We start from the raw sequence: 18101 nt of genomic DNA, 5'->3' as shown, positions 1-18101 counted from the left end.
ATGAAATACATTTTCTTTTTTATAACCACTTTCATTTTTGCACAGCAAACCAAATACGTTGATTTTAAATCGGTTTCGGGGCAATTGAATATCGTTGATTCTCAAAAAATAATTTACGGACAAGTAGATTATAATTTTGACGTTTTACAGCCGATTGATACCATAAAAATCGATGCCAAAAACATGCAGTTTACCAATGTTCAAATTGATGGAAAAGATGTAAAATTTATTAATACAAATAAAGAATTGCAAATCATCAACAACTTCCAGAAAGGAAATAATCATCTGACTTTCAGTTACAACGTAAAACCAAAACAAGCCTTATATTTTGTAGATATAGAAAATGATGATATTCAAATCTGGACGCAGGGGCAGGGAAGATACACCAGTAACTGGTTTCCGAGTTTTGATGATGTGAATGAAAAAGTAATTTTCAATCTCGGAATTACTTATAAAAAAGAATATCAGGTTGTTTCAAACGGAGTCTTAAAAAGTAAAACAGAGAAAGATAATTTGGTGCATTGGCAATACCAAATGGAAAACCCAATGAGCTCTTATTTATTAATGCTTTCTATTGGAAAATATGACAAAAAACAATTTATATCTAAATCTAAAATTCCGTTAGAATATTATATCGAAAACAAAGACGCATCGCGTTTTGAACCTACATATCGCTATTCGAAGCGAATTTTTGATTTCCTTGAAAAAGAAATTGGCGTAAAATATCCATGGAAAGTTTTCAGGCAGATTCCAGTCCGCGATTTTTTATACGGCGGAATGGAGAATACAACAACTACACTATTTACAACACGTTATGTAGTGGATGATATAGGTTTTATAGATCGTAATTATACTAATGTTGATGCTCATGAATTGGCACATCATTGGTTTGGAGATTTAATTACTGCCGAAAGCAGCACGCATCATTGGCTTCAGGAAGGTTTTGCAACGTATTATGCATTATTGGCTGAAAGAAATATTTTTGGAGATGATTATTTTTACGCCAAATTATATGATACGGCACAACAGATAAAATTTGCATCAAGAACCGACACTATTCCGGTTTTGAATGGAAAAGCAAGTTCGCTCACTTTTTATGAAAAAGGGGCATGGGCACTTTTCGTTTTGCACGAATCTATTGGAGACAAAGCCTTTAAAAAAGCCATAAAAAGTTATTTGAATAAATATGCATTCAAGAATGTAAACACAGAGAATTTCTTCGACGAAATTAAAAAAGTTTCGGATTTTGATTTGGTTCAGTTTCAAAAAACCTGGCTGGAATCTACAGCTTTTGATACGCCGACAGCCAATGCTTTATTAAGTAAAAACAATGCAATTAAAGTACGCTTAGAAGTTGATAAATTAAAGAAAACACCTTTAAAAGAAAAGATTGAATTCTTTACCAAAACTATGGATTCAGATATTCATCATTCAGTAAAAGAAGCAATTATTTCACAATTGCAGACTGAAAAATATGAAGATAAAAAAGAGTTATTACTAAAAGCTTTGCATCAAAATAATGTGCCGCTTCGTCAGACTTTAGCAGAAACTTTATCAAAAATCCCGGAAGATTTTAGAACAGAATATGAAACACTTCTCGATGATAAATCGTATCAGACACAGGAAGTGGCCTTGTTTTATTTATGGAATAACTTTCCGAGTCATAGAAAAGAATATCTTGATAAATCTAAAAACTGGATTGGTTTTAACGATTATAATCTCCGTACATTGTGGCTTTCGCTCGCGTTATCGACTCAGGATTACAGCAGTAATCCTGAAGAATTGATAAATGAATTAGTTTCTTTTTCTACAACAAAATATGAAGCAACAACACGCCAGAATGCGCTAGAAAAATTGATTGCGTTTAAGTTTATTAACGATGAAGTTTTAACCAATTTAGTTAACGCCACAACGCACCATATGTGGCAGTTTTCAAAATTTGGAAGAGATTCGATTAGGATTTTATTAAAAAATTCAGAAATGCGTGCTTCATTTAATAGAATTTTACCTAATTTGAACCCCGATGAACAGTTTCAATTGAATCGTTTATTAAAAGAATAGAAAATAGAGAATAGAAGAAAGAAAATAGATTTTTAGGTGAGTCTATATTCTATTTTCTTTCTTCTATTTTCTAACCAAAAACAAAACCTACTATATATTTTATGAGAGCATTAGTTATTTCTGGTGGTGGAAGTAAAGGAGCCTTCGCCGGAGGAGTTGCACAGTATTTAATTGAAGAAAAACATCATGAATACGATTTATTTATAGGAACATCTACAGGAAGTTTGCTTATTCCGCATTTAGCTCTCGGTCATATCAAAAAAATACATTCCGTTTATACCAATGTTACAATGTCCAGTATTTTTAATATCTGCCCCTTTGTAGTAAAAGTAAAAGAAGGAGTGGATATCGTGACGATTAATCACTTTAATGTACTTCGTCAGTTTTTTAAGGGAAAGAGAACTTTTGGCGAAAGCAAAGGTTTAAAGAAATATATTCGAAATAATTTTTCTCTTTCTGATTTCAATAATCTTAAAAAGATGAATAATGACGTAATTATTACGGTCACCAATTTCACTAAAAATGAATCAGAATACAAATCAGTAAAAGATTGCAGTTATGAAGAGTTTTGCGATTGGTCTTGGATCTCCAGTAATTATGTTCCGTTTATGAGTTTGGTTTCAAAAAACAATTACGAATATGGCGATGGCGGATTCTCAAGTTTGGTTCCAATTCGTGAAGCTATTAACCGAGGCGCGACAGAAATCGATGTTATTATTTTGGAAACAGAAGTTAATACAAGCAAAATGGTTATTGGTAAAAATCCATTTTCATTAATGATTGATTTGTTCCGAATTGCCTTAGATCAAGTTGAAAAACATGATATTGCTATAGGAAAACTTATGGCAAATACTAAAGATGTAAAACTTAATTTATACTACACTCCCACAAAATTAACAGATAATGCGCTAATTTTCAATAAGGAAATAATGAAAGAATGGTGGAAACAAGGTTATGAATATGCTCAGAATAAGTCTGAGGTTATGAGTGATAACAGATGATTTTAGATTTTAGATTGCTGATTTTAGATTTTAGATTGAAAGTTTCATAAATCTGAACTCTGCAATCTAAAATCTAAAATTATTATCTTACCAAAGTTCAGCAACCTCGTTTTTAATGTAACCTAAAGCAGCATTGCTTGGAGATTGTTTTTCTAAAAGTTCATTTAAAATAACTTCACGAAGTTTATCAGCGCTGTCAACACGGTCGCTCATGGCAGCTTTACGAATCATTTGGATAGTTGAGTTTTTTGCAGTTGTAATTATTGTCCAACATTCATCAGACATATAAATTTGCTGCGTTAAATTGTGCTCAAATTCTTGTTCGATTTGGTCGATTACAAAATTTTCATAATCATGTTTATCGTGAGAAATAGGAGTGATTCTGATTAATAATTTGGTCAAATTGATGCGCTCTAAAAATAATGTCATACGTTCGTAAGCTTGTAGACGTATCGGAAGTGATTCTTTATGCGCTTGTCTGTTCAACAAAAAAGCACGCTTTTTATCATTGTTTTTAATATGCAGTTCAAAAAAACTGTAGGCTACAAATCCGGTAACAATTGCAGGTAAAGTATAACTTGCTAATTCTATAATTCTTGTAAAATCCATTTGGGTAAATTTTTTTAGCAAAAATATACTTTTTGACGAGAAATCCACTTTAAATTTACACGAATAAACAAATTGTAAAACTTACTTTTGCTACTTGTTTTTTAATACACTTTTAATGGATTCATACATAATACTTTTTCTTTGCCTGGCAGCTTTTGCGGCAGGATTTATTGATGCAATTGTGGGTGGCGGCGGATTAATCCAAACTCCAATGGGATTAATTTTATTGCCAAATCTACCTGTTTCAACAGTTATAGGAACTTTAAAAATTCCTGCTTTTAGCGGAACAGCTTTTGCTGCTTTTCAATACCTGAAAAAAGTAGTTATTCAATGGAAATTGCTTTTGATTATGATGTGTTTAGCGGTTCCTTCAGCATTTTTAGGATCTACTATTTTGACTCTGGTAAGCAATGATTTTATGAAACCGCTTTTACTTGTTGTTTTGTCATTGTTGTTTATATATACTTATGCAAAGAAAAACTTCGGACAGCATGTTGCCAAAGATCATTCGGCATCAACACAAATAATTTATGCGGTTGTCATTAGTGTAATCGTTGGCTTTTACGACGGATTTATTGGTCCCGGAACAGGAAGTTTTTTTGTTGTGGCATTTATTGCTCTTTTAGGCTTTGATTTTTTGCACGCTTCCGCGAATGCTAAAATGGTAAATCTGGCAACGAATTTTGGTTCGATCTGTTTGTTTATGATAAAAGGAAAAATCATCTGGACAATTGCAATCCCGATGGCGGTCAGCAACGGACTTGGCGGCTGGCTTGGTGCAAAACTCGCAATCAATAAAGGAAATGGTTTTATTAGAATTTTCTTTTTGATTGTTGTTGTGGGAACTTTGATTCGATTTGCTTACGATGTATTTTATAAATAAAGCTGCTAAGATGCTAATGTTTAATAGCCGTTGGTTTTAACCAACGGTTAAGTTTATAACACGAACAAGGCTTTAGCCAAAATAAATAAAGTTTGGCTAAAGCCTTGTTTTCTAATTTCAAAAAACCGTTGGTTAAAACCAACGGCTATTTAAATTTATGCAGCATAATAATATGTAGCATAATAATTGAATTTGGGAAATAATTAAAACTAAAAAGATATAATAATGGATGAAATTATAGAAAATTTGGAAGATTCTTTTAAAGATTTTCCAGATAACACGATTATTCAAGAACTTCAAAAAAGTGAGGATGATATAAAAGCTGGTAGACTTATTTCCTATTCAGATTTTAAAGAAAAATTACGAATGATTTATAATATCTAGTTTTTCAAAATATTTAAAGAAAACCAATTGTTTAAACCTAGCCCCATAGAGGCGGTATCCTCGTAGTGAAACGAAGAGATATAGCCGAAAGCGGGAAACCATGTTTAATAAAATGCCTATACTTTGGCTTCCAAAAATAAAAAACTTAGCAACTTAGAACCTCAATATCTTAGTAGCTTATTAAAACTATAATTCTTATTTTTGCATAAAGGAGAAAAATTACATGCAGAAATATATTGACCAGCTCAACGAAGCACAGAGAGCGCCTGTTTTACAAAAAGACGGGCCAATGATTATTATTGCTGGTGCAGGTTCGGGGAAAACCCGTGTTTTAACAATTAGAATTGCTTATTTGATGGCTCAGGGTGTTGATGCATTCAACATTTTGTCGCTGACTTTTACCAATAAAGCAGCCCGTGAAATGAAGCACAGGATTTCGGATATTGTGGGAGCATCTGAGGCAAAAAACCTTTGGATGGGAACTTTTCACTCGATATTTGCCCGTATTCTTCGTTCAGAATCAGATCATTTAGGTTATCCATCCAATTTTACAATTTACGATTCTCAGGATTCGGCCAGACTTATTTCTTCAATTATTAAAGAAATGCAGCTCGATCGTGATATTTATAAACCAAAACAGATTTTAGGACGTATATCTAGTTATAAAAACAGCTTAATTACAGTAAAAGCATATTTCAATAATCCGGAATTAGTCGAAGCTGATGCAATGGCAAAAAGACCGAGATTGGGAGAAATTTATCAGCAGTATGTAGAACGTTGTTTTAAGGCTGGAGCAATGGATTTTGATGATTTGCTTCTGAAGACAAATGAGTTACTGACTCGTTTTCCAGAGGTTTTAGCAAAATATCAGGATCGTTTTCGTTATATTTTGGTTGATGAGTACCAGGATACAAATCACTCTCAATATTTGATTGTTAGAGCTTTATCTGATAGATTTCAGAATATTTGTGTGGTTGGAGATGATGCACAGAGTATTTATGCCTTCCGTGGAGCGAATATCAATAATATCCTGAATTTCCAAAAGGATTATGAAGGTGTTGTAATGTATCGTTTAGAGCAGAATTACCGTTCAACCCGAAATATTGTTGAAGCCGCAAATACGGTTATGGAGCACAACAAAACTAAACTGGATAAAGTAGTTTGGACTGCAAATGATTTTGGTCCAAGAATTAAAGTCCACCGAAGTTTGACAGATGCGGAAGAAGGTCGTTTTGTAGCCAGTACGATTTTTGAACAGAAAATGCAGAATCAATTGCATAATGGAGCTTTTGCAATTTTGTATCGTACTAATGCTCAGTCGCGTGCAATGGAGGACGCGTTGAGAAAACGTGATATTCCGTATAGAATTTATGGTGGATTATCTTTCTACCAACGTAAGGAAATTAAAGATGTTTTATGTTATTTGCGTTTGGTTCTGAATCCGAAAGATGAAGAAGCTTTGATTCGTGTAATCAATTATCCGGCGCGTGGAATTGGAGATACAACCGTAGAAAAATTAACTATTGCTGCAAATCACTACAAACGTTCGATTTGGGAAGTAATGGTAAATATTGATAAAATTGACTTGAAACTGAATGCCGGAACAAAAAACAAATTGAAAGATTTTGTGACGATGATTCAGAGTTTTCAGGTTATTGATCAAAATCAGGATGCTTTTTATATTACAGATCACGTTGCAAAGAAAACCGGATTGGTTCAGGAATTGAAGAAAGATGCAACTCCGGAAGGAATGGCAAAAATCCAAAATATCGAAGAACTTTTAAACGGTATTAAGGACTTTACAGAAGGACAAAGAGAAATTGACGGAGCTAGAGGTGCACTTTCTGAATTTATGGAAGATGTGGCTTTGGCAACAGATTTGGATAAAGATACCAATGATGAAGATCGTGTGGCGCTGATGACGATTCACTTAGCAAAAGGATTGGAATTTCCTCATGTTTTTGTGGTTGGTATGGAAGAAGATTTGTTTCCGAGTGCGATGAGTATGAGTACGAGAAGTGAATTAGAAGAAGAGCGTCGTTTGTTTTATGTAGCGCTAACGCGTGCAGAACATCAGGCATATTTGACTTATGCTCAATCTCGTTATCGTTGGGGTAAATTGACAGATAGTGAACCATCACGTTTTATTGAAGAAATTGACGGACAGTTTCTAGAATATCTAACTCCGTCAGAAAGTAATTATCGTTACAAATCACCAATCGATGGTGATATTTTTGGAGATATTGATAAATCAAAATTACGATTAGCAAAACCAGTAGGAGGAACGCCGCCAAAACATATTACAGATAATAACCCGAAACCGGATTTAAACATTCGTAAATTAAAACCTGTATCTGGAAATGCGCCGGAGAGTTCTAATACTAATTTGTTTGACAGTAAACTAACAATTGGAAATGTCGTAATGCACGAACGTTTCGGAAAAGGAGAAGTGATTAATTTAGAAGGAGTTGGAGCTGATAAAAAAGCCGAAATTAAATTTGAAGTAGGAGGAATTAAAAAACTTCTGTTAAGATTTGCTAAATTAGATGTTGTAGGATAACAATATTTGTTTTAAGTTTTGAAAACATTTGTCACCCTGAGCGAAGTCGAGGGGCGCTCCGATAGGACGTGGGCTTCGACTTCGCTCAGCCTGACAAACATGAAACCTGAAACAAACAAAACTTTAAACAAAAAACAAAAATGGCAGAATTCATAAAAATATATCCAGATAAACCTAGTGAAGCTGCAATTGCAAAGGTTGTAAAAGTGCTTCAAAATGGTGGTTTGGTAATTTATCCAACAGATACTGTTTACGGTTTAGGCTGTGATATTACCAATTCGAGGGCTTTAGAAAAAATTGCCAAAATAAAAGGAGTAAAATTAGAGAAAGCAAATTTCTCTTTCATTTGCCACGATTTGAGTAATTTATCAGATTATGTGCGACAAATTGATACTTCGACTTTTAAAATATTAAAAAGAGCATTGCCTGGGCCTTATACCTTTATTTTACCGGGAAATAATAATCTGCCAAAAGAGTTTAAAAAGAAAACTACTGTTGGTATTCGTGTTCCTGATAATAATATAGTTTTAGAAATTGTTCGCCAGTTAGGGAATCCAATTGTTTCGACTTCGATTCGTGATGAAGATGATGTAATTGAATATACTACTGATCCTGAATTAATTTTTGAAAAATGGCAGAATCTGGTTGATATGGTAATTGACGGTGGTTATGGAGATAATATTCCGTCAACCATTATAGATTTATCAGAACATGAGCCAGTTATTGTAAGGGAAGGAAAAGGTGATATTGATATTTTGTAAAAAAAAACTTAAATTGCATAAAACTTAAAAAATTATACCTAACTTTAGTATAGTTAAAATTTAGTTAGTTAATAAAAGCAATGTTGTCTTAATTTATTTTAATTGGTTGTTAAAAAAAATTAAGGGTACAAAAAAAGGCTGGTCAATTGACCAGCCTTTTCTGTATATAAAGTATATGTTACTTTAAAAATTATTTTGCCTGTTTTTTCATTTCTTTCTCGATCATATCGTAGAATTGATCAATTTTAGGCATAACAACGATACGAGTTCTTCTGTTACGAGCTTTGTTCTCTGGAGAATCGTTTGCAACTAATGGAACGTATGAACTTCTACCAGCAGCAATTAATTTTGCAGGGTTAACATTTAAGTCATTTGTCAAGACACGAACGATAGAGGTAGAACGTTTAACACTTAAATCCCAGTTGTCTAGCAAAACTCCATTGCTTTTGTAAGGAACGTCATCTGTGTGACCTTCAACCATACACTCAAAATCAGGTTTGTCATTTACCACTTTTGCAACTTTAGCTAAAACTGATTTTGCTTTATCACTTACTTCATAGCTTCCGCTTTTGAATAATAATTTATCAGCAATAGAGATAAATACAACTCCTTTTTCAACATTGATTTCGATATCCGGATCGTTGATTCCAACTGCACCTTTTAAACTTGTAACTAATGCTAATGTTACACTGTCTTTTTTAGTAAGTGCATCTTGAAGTCTAGATATTTTTAAATCTTTCTCTTTTAAGCTTTCTAGCGATTTTTCTAAGTTTTCTGCACCTTTAGTAGTTAAAACTGTTAAATCTTTAGAGCTGTTGATTAAATCTTGATTGTGTTGTTTATAGCTTTCAGCTGTTGCTGCTAATCCTGCTTTTTCTTCCAGACAAGAATTTAATTTAACTGTGCAAGAGTTTAATAAATCTTGTGTCTCTTTTTGCTTAGCCTCTAATGCAGCATATTGCTTTTTAGATACACACGAAGTTAAGGCCATTAATACTGATAGTGCGATAACTATTTTTCTCATAGGTATTATATTTAATTAAACGTTGATTACAAATTTAGTTTTTAATATTTTGATTACTGTTAAAGATTTCTTTAAAAACCTCTAATTTCTTTATATAATAAAGGAAAACGATACTTTTTACGGTATAGTATTGCTGTATTTGAAAATCTTTTCGTTTGTTTAGATATTTTAAAGATAGGCAATAAAATGAAAAATGCGCCTTTAAAATTGCAAAAGTATGCCCAAACTTTCCTTGTGTAAGAAAACGGATACCCGCAATTCCATCTAAAACCATTCGAAAGAAAATCACAAAGAACAATCCTTTTTTAGGAAGATTTTTGACAAGCATTAACAATGAATTCCTAAAGTTTAAATACGTTTTTTTAGGATTTCCCTGTTGTAAAGTTGCTCCTCCAACATGATAAACAACTGATCCTGAATTGTATTTTATAATATGTCCTTCATTTGCAGCACGCCAGCATAAATCAATTTCTTCCTGATGCGCAAAAAAAGCTTCATCAAAGCCTCCTAAAGCATGATAGACTTCTTTTCTAATAAAGAAACAAGCGCCCGATGCCCAAAAAAGTTTACAGCTGTCATTATATTGACCGTTGTCTTTTTCGACAGTATCAAAGATTCGGCCTCGGCAAAATGGAAAACCATATTTATCAATAAATCCGCCCGCTGCTCCGGCATATTCAAAATATTCTTTGTTTTTAAAATCCAGGATTTTTGGCTGAATAATAGCGGTTTCTTTTTCTTTATCGAAAGTTTCAATAATAGGTTTCAGCCAATTTTCGGTAACTTCAATATCAGAATTAACTAAAGCATAAATCTGAGCATCTACACTTTGAAGAGCTTCGTTGTAGCCTTTTGCAAAACCGTAATTACCACTGTTTTGTATAATCTTTATTGAAGGATAATTTTCTCTAACAAAATTTACAGATGTATCTGTTGATGCATTATCAGCCACATAAATAGTAGCTTCTTCTGAATATTGTAAAACTGAAGGTAAAAATTGTTCTAACAATTTAACTCCGTTCCAATTTAAAATGACAACTGCTATTTTATCCAAAAGTGTTTTATTTTATTTATTAATATGGTAATCTGGTAAGTTCTGCAAAAACTGATATTTTTCATTTTCAAAATCCATCTGACAATAAAAATGACTTAACCCATTCGTGACATTCAAAAACCGTGCCTTCATGGTCATGTTATAACGGGCAATTTGATCAAAAGTTGCTTGTGAAATTTTTACTTCAGGCGCTTTGCACTCTACTAATATATGTATAGAACCATCTGAATTAAAAACCACAACATCATATCTTTTTCGTAATCCGTTGACCGTTAAAACTTTCTCTACATTGATCAGCGATTTTGGGTATTTTTTTTCATTAATTAAATAATGAACAACGTGCTGACGAACCCATTCTTCTGGAGTAAGAATGATAAATTTTTTCCTGATTTCATCAAAAATAGACACTTTATTTTCGCTATTTTTGAATCGGAAAGTATATGTAGGGAAATTTAGTTTTAACATAAAGCAAATATAATTTGAAAATTAGTCAATTTGAAAATTAGTTAATTATTTTATTTCGAATTAAACTGAAAACTGATACTGAATACTGAAAACTAAATTTAATGGACGAAGTTGTAAAAATTGTCAATGATATCAAGGCAGGAGATATAAAACCTATTTATTTTTTAATGGGCGAAGAACCTTATTATATAGATAAATTGTCTGAATACATTGAGCAAAATGTACTGGCTGAAGAAGAAAAAGGATTTAACCAAACGGTTTTATACGGAAGAGATGTTTCCATTGAAGATATTGTTTCAACAGCGAAACGTTATCCTATGATGGCTGATCGTCAGGTTGTTATTGTGAAAGAAGCGCAGGATTTATCTAGAACAATTGATAAAATCGAGTCTTATGTTGATAATCCCATGCCATCTACAGTTTTGGTTTTTTGTTATAAATATAAAACGCTTGATAAACGTAAAAAAGTTACCAAACTTTTAGCGCAAAAAGGAATCGTTTACGAAAGTAAAAAACTATACGAAAACCAGGTTGGAGATTGGATCAAGCGTGTTCTGGCTGGAAAAAAATATACAATCGACCCCAAAGCAAATGCTATGCTTGTTGAGTTTTTGGGAACTGATTTAAGTAAAATAAATAACGAATTAGAAAAACTGCAGATCATTTTACCGCAAGGAACAATGATTACACCACAGCATATTGAGGAAAATATTGGTTTTAGTAAAGACTATAATGTATTCGAACTTCGAAAAGCAATTGGTGAACGCAATCAGTTAAAAGCTTATAAGATTGCTGAAAATTTTGCTCATAATCCAAAGGAATATCCGCTGGTAATGACAACTGGTTTAGTTTTCGGATTTTTTGTACAGCTTTTAAAGTACCATGGACTTAAAGATAAAAATCCAAAGAACGTTGCAGCAGCAATTGGAGTAAATCCATATTTTTTAAAAGAATACGATTTGGCGGTAAAAAATTATCCCATGCGAAAAGTCAGTCAGATTGTTGGAGCATTACGAGATATTGATGTAAAAAGTAAAGGTGTAGGAGCCAACGCTTTACCACAATCAGATTTGTTAAAAGAAATGCTGTATAAAATATTTAATTAAGCCGTGAAAATTCACGATATTTGCCTTTCTAAAAATTTTACTACTTAAAAATAATAATTACACAATTATGGGAATGAATAAAAATACCGTTTTAGGATGGGCTACTTTTATAATGATACTTATGGGATTGTTGCTTATAGGTCTTGGCGCTTTTAGATATAGCGATGTTTCTGGCTGGGGATTTGCGGCGGCAGGTGTTGGTTTTTTTGCTAATGCCTGGGTTTTTAACGCTTTAAAAGGTAGAGTTTAATTTGATTCAATATCAATTGCAAAAATCAATTGCAATTTAAGGACAGTAAAAAAATAATTAATTAAAATAAAAAATAAATAGAATGTCAGACGATAAGAAAGTAATTTTCTCAATGCAAAAATTGAGTAAAACCTATCAGGGAGCAGACAAACCAGTACTTAAAAACATTTATTTAAGTTTCTTTTACGGAGCAAAAATTGGTATTTTGGGTCTTAATGGTTCTGGAAAATCTTCTCTTTTAAAAATCATTGCAGGAGTTGATAAAAATTATCAGGGAGATGTGGTTTTTCAGCCAGGTTATACTGTAGGTTATTTAGAGCAGGAGCCAATTCTTGATGATTCTAAAACTGTTATCGAAATTGTTCGTGAAGGAGCTGCTGAAACTATGGCAGTTTTGGAAGAGTACAACCAAATTAATGATTTATTCGGTCTTGAGGAAAATTACTCAGATCCCGATAAAATGGATAAATTGATGGATCGTCAGGCCGCTTTACAAGACAAAATTGACGCTCTTGGTGCTTGGGAAATCGATACCAAATTAGAAATTGCAATGGACGCTTTGCGTACGCCGGAAGGTGATACACCAATTAAAAACCTTTCAGGAGGTGAGCGTCGTCGTGTAGCTTTATGTCGTTTGTTATTGCAACAGCCTGATGTATTGTTACTGGATGAGCCTACCAACCACCTTGATGCTGAATCAGTTCTTTGGTTAGAGCAGCACTTAGCACAATATGCCGGAACTGTTATTGCTGTAACGCACGATAGATATTTCCTTGATAATGTGGCAGGTTGGATTTTAGAGTTAGATAGAGGAGAAGGAATTCCATGGAAAGGAAATTATTCTTCTTGGTTAGACCAAAAATCAAACCGTATGGCTCAGGAAGAAAAAGTAGCTTCAAAACGTAGAAAAACTTTAGAGCGTGAGTTAGAATGGGTTCGTCAAGGAGCAAAAGGACGTCAGACAAAACAAAAAGCACGTTTACAGAATTACGATAAATTATTAAATGAAGACCAAAAACAATTGGACGAAAACTTGGAAATCTATATTCCGAATGGTCCACGTTTAGGTACGAATGTTATTGAAGCTAAAAATGTTGCCAAAGCTTTTGGTGAAAAATTATTATATGATAATTTGAATTTTACTTTACCACAAGCAGGTATTGTTGGAATTATTGGACCAAACGGTGCTGGTAAATCTACTATTTTCAAAATGATTATGGGAGAGCAAGCTACTGACAGTGGAGAATTTTCGGTTGGAGAAACTGTAAAAATCGCTTACGTAGATCAGTCGCACTCTAATATCGATCCAAATAAATCGATTTGGGAAAACTTTGCTGATGGTCAGGAATTGATTATGATGGGAGGGAAGCAAGTAAATTCAAGAGCTTACTTATCTCGTTTCAATTTTGGCGGCGGCGAGCAAAACAAAAAAGTTTCAATGCTGTCTGGTGGAGAACGTAACCGTTTACACTTAGCTATGACATTGAAAGAAGAAGGAAACGTACTTTTACTAGATGAGCCTACGAATGACTTAGATGTTAACACACTTCGTGCACTTGAAGAAGGTTTAGAGAATTTCGCAGGTTGTGCTGTAATTATTTCTCACGACAGATGGTTCTTAGATAGAATTTGTACTCACATCTTAGCTTTTGAAGGTGACTCTGAAGTTTATTTCTTCGAAGGAAGTTTCTCTGATTATGAAGAAAACAAAAAGAAACGTCTTGGTGGTGACTTAACTCCAAAACGTTTGAAATACAGAAAATTGATTAGATAGTAAAATCTAAATTTTCAATAAAAAAATCCCAAATTCCAATTGTTGTGAATTTGGGATTTTTATTTTTATTAGTCTTTTCCGTTTTGTTTGTCATTTCGACGAAGGAGAAATCTTCGCGAGAAGCTCTACAAAGATTTGGTTCTCGTTACGGAGTTACTTGCGAAGATTTCTCGTTCCTCGAAATGACAATATTGTGAAATTGGAATTTGGAATTTTAGATTTGGAATTTTTCTTTTTTAAAGAAACTTAGCCTTCAATTCCGGAGTAGGAATCATACAGCTTTCTTTTTTGCCATACCATTTATAGCGGTTTTTAGCAATATAGTCGTAAATATAATTTCGAAGTCTTTCAGGTAAAATTTTAAAAACAGAAAGTAAAGTGTAAAATCCGCCCAAGTCATTTGCAATTTCTATAACTGCGGATGATTTATGATAATAAGCAACACCGGGATTATACAAAATAATGCTGTCAATTTTAGTTTGATCAACACCAATATAATTGCAAATCTCTTTTCCCAAATCTGACTGCAAAGCCACAAAACGAAAGATATCTTTTTTGTCATGCTTGATAATAAACTGAACCGCGCCGTTGCAAAGATTACAAACGCCATCGAAGAGGATTATTTTTTTGTACTTTGGTAAGTCTTGCATTTTGTTGGTTTAAGATGAAAACTTTGTCAAAGTTTGAAACTTTGACAAAGTTCTATGCTATTAGTCATTCCTCATAATGACAAAAATGAGAATAAATAACTATTGTTGTAATTTATTAAATATAAAAATTCGATAAATTTTATAAATCAAAAATGACTTTCATAAATTATTTTTAAGCAATTTTTGAAATTTTTCCATCTTCGTAATTGTCTTTTTTAAGATCGTTTCTTAAATCGCTTTATTTTAATTTTGTCTCAATTTCTCCCATTTTTCAAACTAAAAACTGTCTCTACGACTGAAAATTAAAAAAAAACTTATTTCTTCCCAGCTTCAACAAACTCTAATTCGTCTAAACTTACTTTCGAAGTAAAAATTCCGTAATTGACAGTTGCTTTGTTTTTTTCGATAGAGTCAATACTTCCAACAGATCTTCCGTCGAGCATTCTAACTCGGTCACCAACTTTTAAAATTGGTTTTGGTTTTTCTATAACTGGTTTGAGTTTCTTCTCTTTTTTCTCTTTACGAATTTCTTCAACTTTTACCTGAACTTCGGCAATAACTTCTTTTTGTTTTTCAACTTTTGCCTTAACTTCTTTTGGAGTTGCTTTTTTACGTTTTGAGTTTTCGATTTCAACAATTTTCAAAAATTCACCAATAAGTTCTTTTTTGTTTTTGTTGTTGAAATATTTCTCAGCAATATCATCAATTTTTTGTCCTATATATATGATCTTCTGGTTACTGTCATATAATTCCTGATAGCTTTCTAATTTCTGCTGGATTCTTGTATTGATGTTTTCCATCTTTTTACTTTCCTCACGCGCACGGGTTTCTTCCTCTTTTAAATTTAAAGAAGTTTTTTCGAGCTTCGATCTTTCCTTTTGAAGTGTTGCAATGGTTTTGTCAAAACGAACTTTTCCAACTTCGATTTTCTTTTTGGCACGATTAATCAATCCAAACGGAATCCCATTTTTTTGCGCCACTTCAAACGTAAAAGAACTTCCTGCCTGTCCTAAAGCCAATTTGTACATTGGTTCTAAAGACTTTTCGTCAAACATCATATTCGCATTTGTTGCAAAAGGTAATTCGTTAGCCAGAATTTTTAAGTTGGAATAATGCGTTGTAATAATTCCGAAGGCTTCACGGTGATAAAATTCTTCCAGGAAAATTTCAGCTAAAGCTCCACCTAATTCAGGATCAGAACCTGTACCAAATTCATCAATTAAAAACATGGTTTTCTTGTTGCATTTCTTCAAGAAATAATTCATGTTTTTTAAACGATAACTATATGTACTTAAATGATTTTCAATAGATTGATTGTCTCCAATGTCTGTTAGAATCCTGTCAAACAAGAAAGTTTCGCTTCGTTCGTGAACCGGAATTAATATTCCAGACTGCAGCATCAATTGTAACAAACCAACTGTTTTTAAGGAAATTGTTTTTCCTCCGGCATTTGGACCAGAAATTACAATAATTCTGTTTTCTTGTTTTAATTCAATTGTCTGCGGATGTGTAACTTCATTTTTTTGCTTGTTGTTCAAATACAAAATTGGGTGATACGCTTCTCTAAAAAACAATCTTCTTTCCTCAGTAATTGTTGGCAAAATTCCATTGATTCGGTTGGCATATTTTGCTTTTCCGGCAACGACATCAATATCACTCAAAAAGTCTTGATATTCAATTAGTAAAGGTAAATACGGACGAATGATATTCGATAAATTCTTCAAAATTCTCGTAATTTCTTCTTTCTCTTCGTATTCAAGATTTGCTAATTCTCTTGAATATTTTAAAGTAGCTTCAGGTTCAATGTAAGCAATGCTTCCGGTTTTGGAACTTCCTAAAATAGAGCCTTTTACCTTACGTCTGTACATAGCAAGTACAGCCAAAACACGTCGGTTTTGAACGAAACTTTCTTTGATGTCGTCCAAATATCCTAAACCATTGTATTGCGTTAAAGCTATACCAAAACTTTGGTTTACTTTTCCGCGAACCAAGTTCATATTCTGACGAATACTTAAAAGTGCGGGAGAAGCATTGTCTTTAATTTCTCCGTATTTGTCAACAATTGCATCAATATGAGTTATGATGTCTTTTGTTAATTCTACACGAGAAGCCCTTGCGTTTAAATTTGGATAATAATCGTCAAATTTTCTCAGGAAGTTTAATAAAAAATTCGTTGTTGAAGAAAGATTGGCAATTTTTCTAAAACTGCCTACTTCAAGAAAACTATCTTCGATTGCTAAAAACTTAATTTCGTGCGTTATAGCGTCAAATCCATGATTTGGAATTGCGTTGTTATTTTCAAAAGACGAAACATATTCTGAAGTCTGCATTAAAGACTGCATTAAGGTTTCTTTATCTCTGAATGGTGTTATTTGTAAAGCTTTTTCTTTTCCAATATCTGTATTACAGCCAGCCGAAATGGTTTCGAGCACTGTTGGAAATTGTAAATCTTGTAATGTTTTTTCGGTAATACTAATCATTTAATTTCTTTAAGAAAGTACAGGCAAAAATACAAAAATAGTATCATTGAATACTGTAAAGTTATTGTGTTATTTTATTGTTTGTTAAAGTATGATTTAACTTAAAAATTTCTGAAATTCGCATAAAAAAAATTATGGACGTAAAAATGCATTCTTCCTGGAAACCGTTTTTGAATGAAGAATTTGAAAAACCTTATTTCAATGAATTAATCGATTTTGTAAAATCAGAATATTCAACAAAGGTTTGTTATCCAAAAGGAAGCCAGATTTTTTCAGCTTTTGATCATTGTCATTTCGATCAGGTAAAAGTGGTTATCATTGGTCAGGATCCTTATCACGGACCTAATCAGGCAAATGGTTTGTGTTTTTCTGTAAATGACGGAATTCCGTTTCCTCCATCTTTATATAATATTTTCAAAGAAATCGAAACTGATTTAGGAAAGCCGCTTCCAAAAACCGGAAATTTAGAGCGCTGGGCAGATCAGGGTGTTTTTCTTTTAAATGCTACTCTAACCGTTAGACAATCTGAAGCCGGAAGTCATCAGGGAAAAGGCTGGGAAAAATTTACTGACGCTGTTATTAAGCAAATTTCTGCTGAATCTGAAAATGTTGTGTTTTTACTTTGGGGCGGTTTTGCTCAAAAGAAAGCAGCATTGATCGACGCTTCTAAACATCATATTTTAAAATCAGGACATCCGTCTCCTTTGAGTGCTAATAGAGGTTTTTGGTTTGGAAATAAACATTTCAGCCAGACAAATACTTTTCTAAAATCAAAAGGACTTAAGGAAATAGAGTGGTAAAAAGCTTAATTTTTCATTTCGAGGAACGAGAAATCGCACTAGTAATTCCGTCAAGATTATCACTAATCTTTGTCGAGTTTCGTGTGCGATTTCTCGTTCCTCGAAATGACAAGAAACTTAATAAATTTATAGACTATTTTTCGACAGCTTTCTTAATAATTTCTTCTAAAACAGCTTCGTTTTCGTAGTTAGTAACTTTTAGAATAATCTCTTGATTTTTAACTGTTTTTCCTTCAATG

16 protein-coding genes are annotated in these 18101 nt (G+C 32.8%); 10 read left to right on the top strand and 6 right to left on the bottom strand.

What is annotated here, in order from left to right; translation table 11 throughout:
- Positions 1–2061, top strand: a complete 2061-nt coding sequence (locus APR43_RS24040; RefSeq protein WP_053471405.1) for a M1 family metallopeptidase — start codon at positions 1–3, stop codon at positions 2059–2061.
- Between the two features lie 101 nt (positions 2062–2162).
- A complete protein-coding gene (locus APR43_RS24035; RefSeq protein ID WP_053471406.1) occupies positions 2163–3062 on the top strand; it encodes a patatin family protein in 900 nt (299 codons plus the stop codon).
- An 87-nt stretch (positions 3063–3149) separates the two neighbouring features.
- Here APR43_RS24035 and APR43_RS24030 read toward each other — a convergent pair whose 3' ends face one another.
- Positions 3150–3671 carry a hypothetical protein gene (locus tag APR43_RS24030; RefSeq protein WP_053471407.1) on the bottom strand — a complete coding sequence of 174 codons (522 nt, stop codon included), beginning with the start codon at positions 3669–3671 and terminating at the stop codon, positions 3150–3152.
- A gap of 115 nt (positions 3672–3786) precedes the next feature.
- Between APR43_RS24030 and APR43_RS24025 the strand changes: the two genes are divergently transcribed.
- From APR43_RS24025 to APR43_RS24015, 4 genes are all read left to right on the top strand, one after another.
- The gene (locus APR43_RS24025) at positions 3787–4554 is read left to right on the top strand and encodes a sulfite exporter TauE/SafE family protein (protein WP_053471408.1); all 768 of its coding nucleotides are present in this window, start codon (positions 3787–3789) and stop codon (positions 4552–4554) included.
- 225 nt (positions 4555–4779) lie between these two features.
- Entirely contained in the window at positions 4780–4938 is a 159-nt protein-coding gene (locus APR43_RS24555) for a hypothetical protein (protein WP_159439045.1), read from the top strand.
- Between the two features lie 223 nt (positions 4939–5161).
- Positions 5162–7498, top strand: a complete 2337-nt coding sequence (locus APR43_RS24020) for an ATP-dependent helicase (RefSeq protein ID WP_053471409.1) — start codon at positions 5162–5164, stop codon at positions 7496–7498.
- 140 nt (positions 7499–7638) lie between these two features.
- Entirely contained in the window at positions 7639–8259 is a 621-nt protein-coding gene (locus APR43_RS24015; protein WP_053471410.1) for an L-threonylcarbamoyladenylate synthase, read from the top strand.
- Between the two features lie 190 nt (positions 8260–8449).
- On the opposite strand, the gene APR43_RS24010 is transcribed toward APR43_RS24015, so the two are convergent.
- From APR43_RS24010 to APR43_RS24000, 3 genes are read right to left on the bottom strand one after another with little or no spacing between them, the layout of a single operon-like run.
- Positions 8450–9283, bottom strand: a complete 834-nt coding sequence (locus APR43_RS24010; protein WP_053471411.1) for a flagellar motor protein MotB — start codon at positions 9281–9283, stop codon at positions 8450–8452.
- Between the two features lie 34 nt (positions 9284–9317).
- Entirely contained in the window at positions 9318–10337 is a 1020-nt protein-coding gene (locus APR43_RS24005) for a glycosyltransferase family 2 protein (RefSeq protein ID WP_053471412.1), read from the bottom strand.
- A gap of 12 nt (positions 10338–10349) precedes the next feature.
- On the bottom strand, positions 10350–10802 hold the full coding sequence (locus tag APR43_RS24000) for a type I restriction enzyme HsdR N-terminal domain-containing protein (RefSeq protein ID WP_053471413.1): 453 nt from the start codon (positions 10800–10802) through the stop codon (positions 10350–10352).
- Between the two features lie 101 nt (positions 10803–10903).
- On the opposite strand from APR43_RS24000, the gene holA reads away from it, so the two are divergent.
- The 3 genes from holA (at position 10904) to ettA (ending at position 13932) form a co-directional block, all read left to right on the top strand.
- Positions 10904–11908 carry a DNA polymerase III subunit delta gene (holA, locus tag APR43_RS23995; protein WP_053471414.1) on the top strand — a complete coding sequence of 335 codons (1005 nt, stop codon included), beginning with the start codon at positions 10904–10906 and terminating at the stop codon, positions 11906–11908.
- Between the two features lie 67 nt (positions 11909–11975).
- Positions 11976–12158, top strand: coding sequence for a CAL67264 family membrane protein (locus APR43_RS23990; RefSeq protein WP_053471415.1), 183 nt, complete (start codon positions 11976–11978; stop codon positions 12156–12158).
- 82 nt (positions 12159–12240) lie between these two features.
- The gene (gene ettA, locus APR43_RS23985) at positions 12241–13932 is read left to right on the top strand and encodes an energy-dependent translational throttle protein EttA (RefSeq protein WP_053471416.1); all 1692 of its coding nucleotides are present in this window, start codon (positions 12241–12243) and stop codon (positions 13930–13932) included.
- 236 nt (positions 13933–14168) lie between these two features.
- On the opposite strand, the gene APR43_RS23980 is transcribed toward ettA, so the two are convergent.
- Together APR43_RS23980 and APR43_RS23975 are read right to left on the bottom strand one after the other, a co-directional pair.
- Complete coding sequence (locus tag APR43_RS23980) at positions 14169–14582, bottom strand: thiol-disulfide oxidoreductase DCC family protein (RefSeq protein ID WP_053471417.1); 414 nt, start codon at positions 14580–14582, stop codon at positions 14169–14171.
- Positions 14583–14896: 314 nt separating this feature from the next.
- A complete protein-coding gene (locus APR43_RS23975; RefSeq protein WP_053471418.1) occupies positions 14897–17062 on the bottom strand; it encodes an endonuclease MutS2 in 2166 nt (721 codons plus the stop codon).
- Positions 17063–17196: 134 nt separating this feature from the next.
- Here APR43_RS23975 and APR43_RS23970 point away from each other — a divergent pair, with 134 nt between their 5' ends.
- Entirely contained in the window at positions 17197–17862 is a 666-nt protein-coding gene (locus tag APR43_RS23970; RefSeq protein ID WP_053471419.1) for a uracil-DNA glycosylase, read from the top strand.
- Positions 17863–18101 lie beyond the last annotated feature (239 nt).

Origin of the sequence: Flavobacterium sp. NLM, from assembly GCF_002210235.1 — a bacterium.
Classification (GTDB): domain Bacteria; phylum Bacteroidota; class Bacteroidia; order Flavobacteriales; family Flavobacteriaceae; genus Flavobacterium; species Flavobacterium panici.
This window is presented reverse-complemented; position numbering and strand designations above follow the sequence as displayed.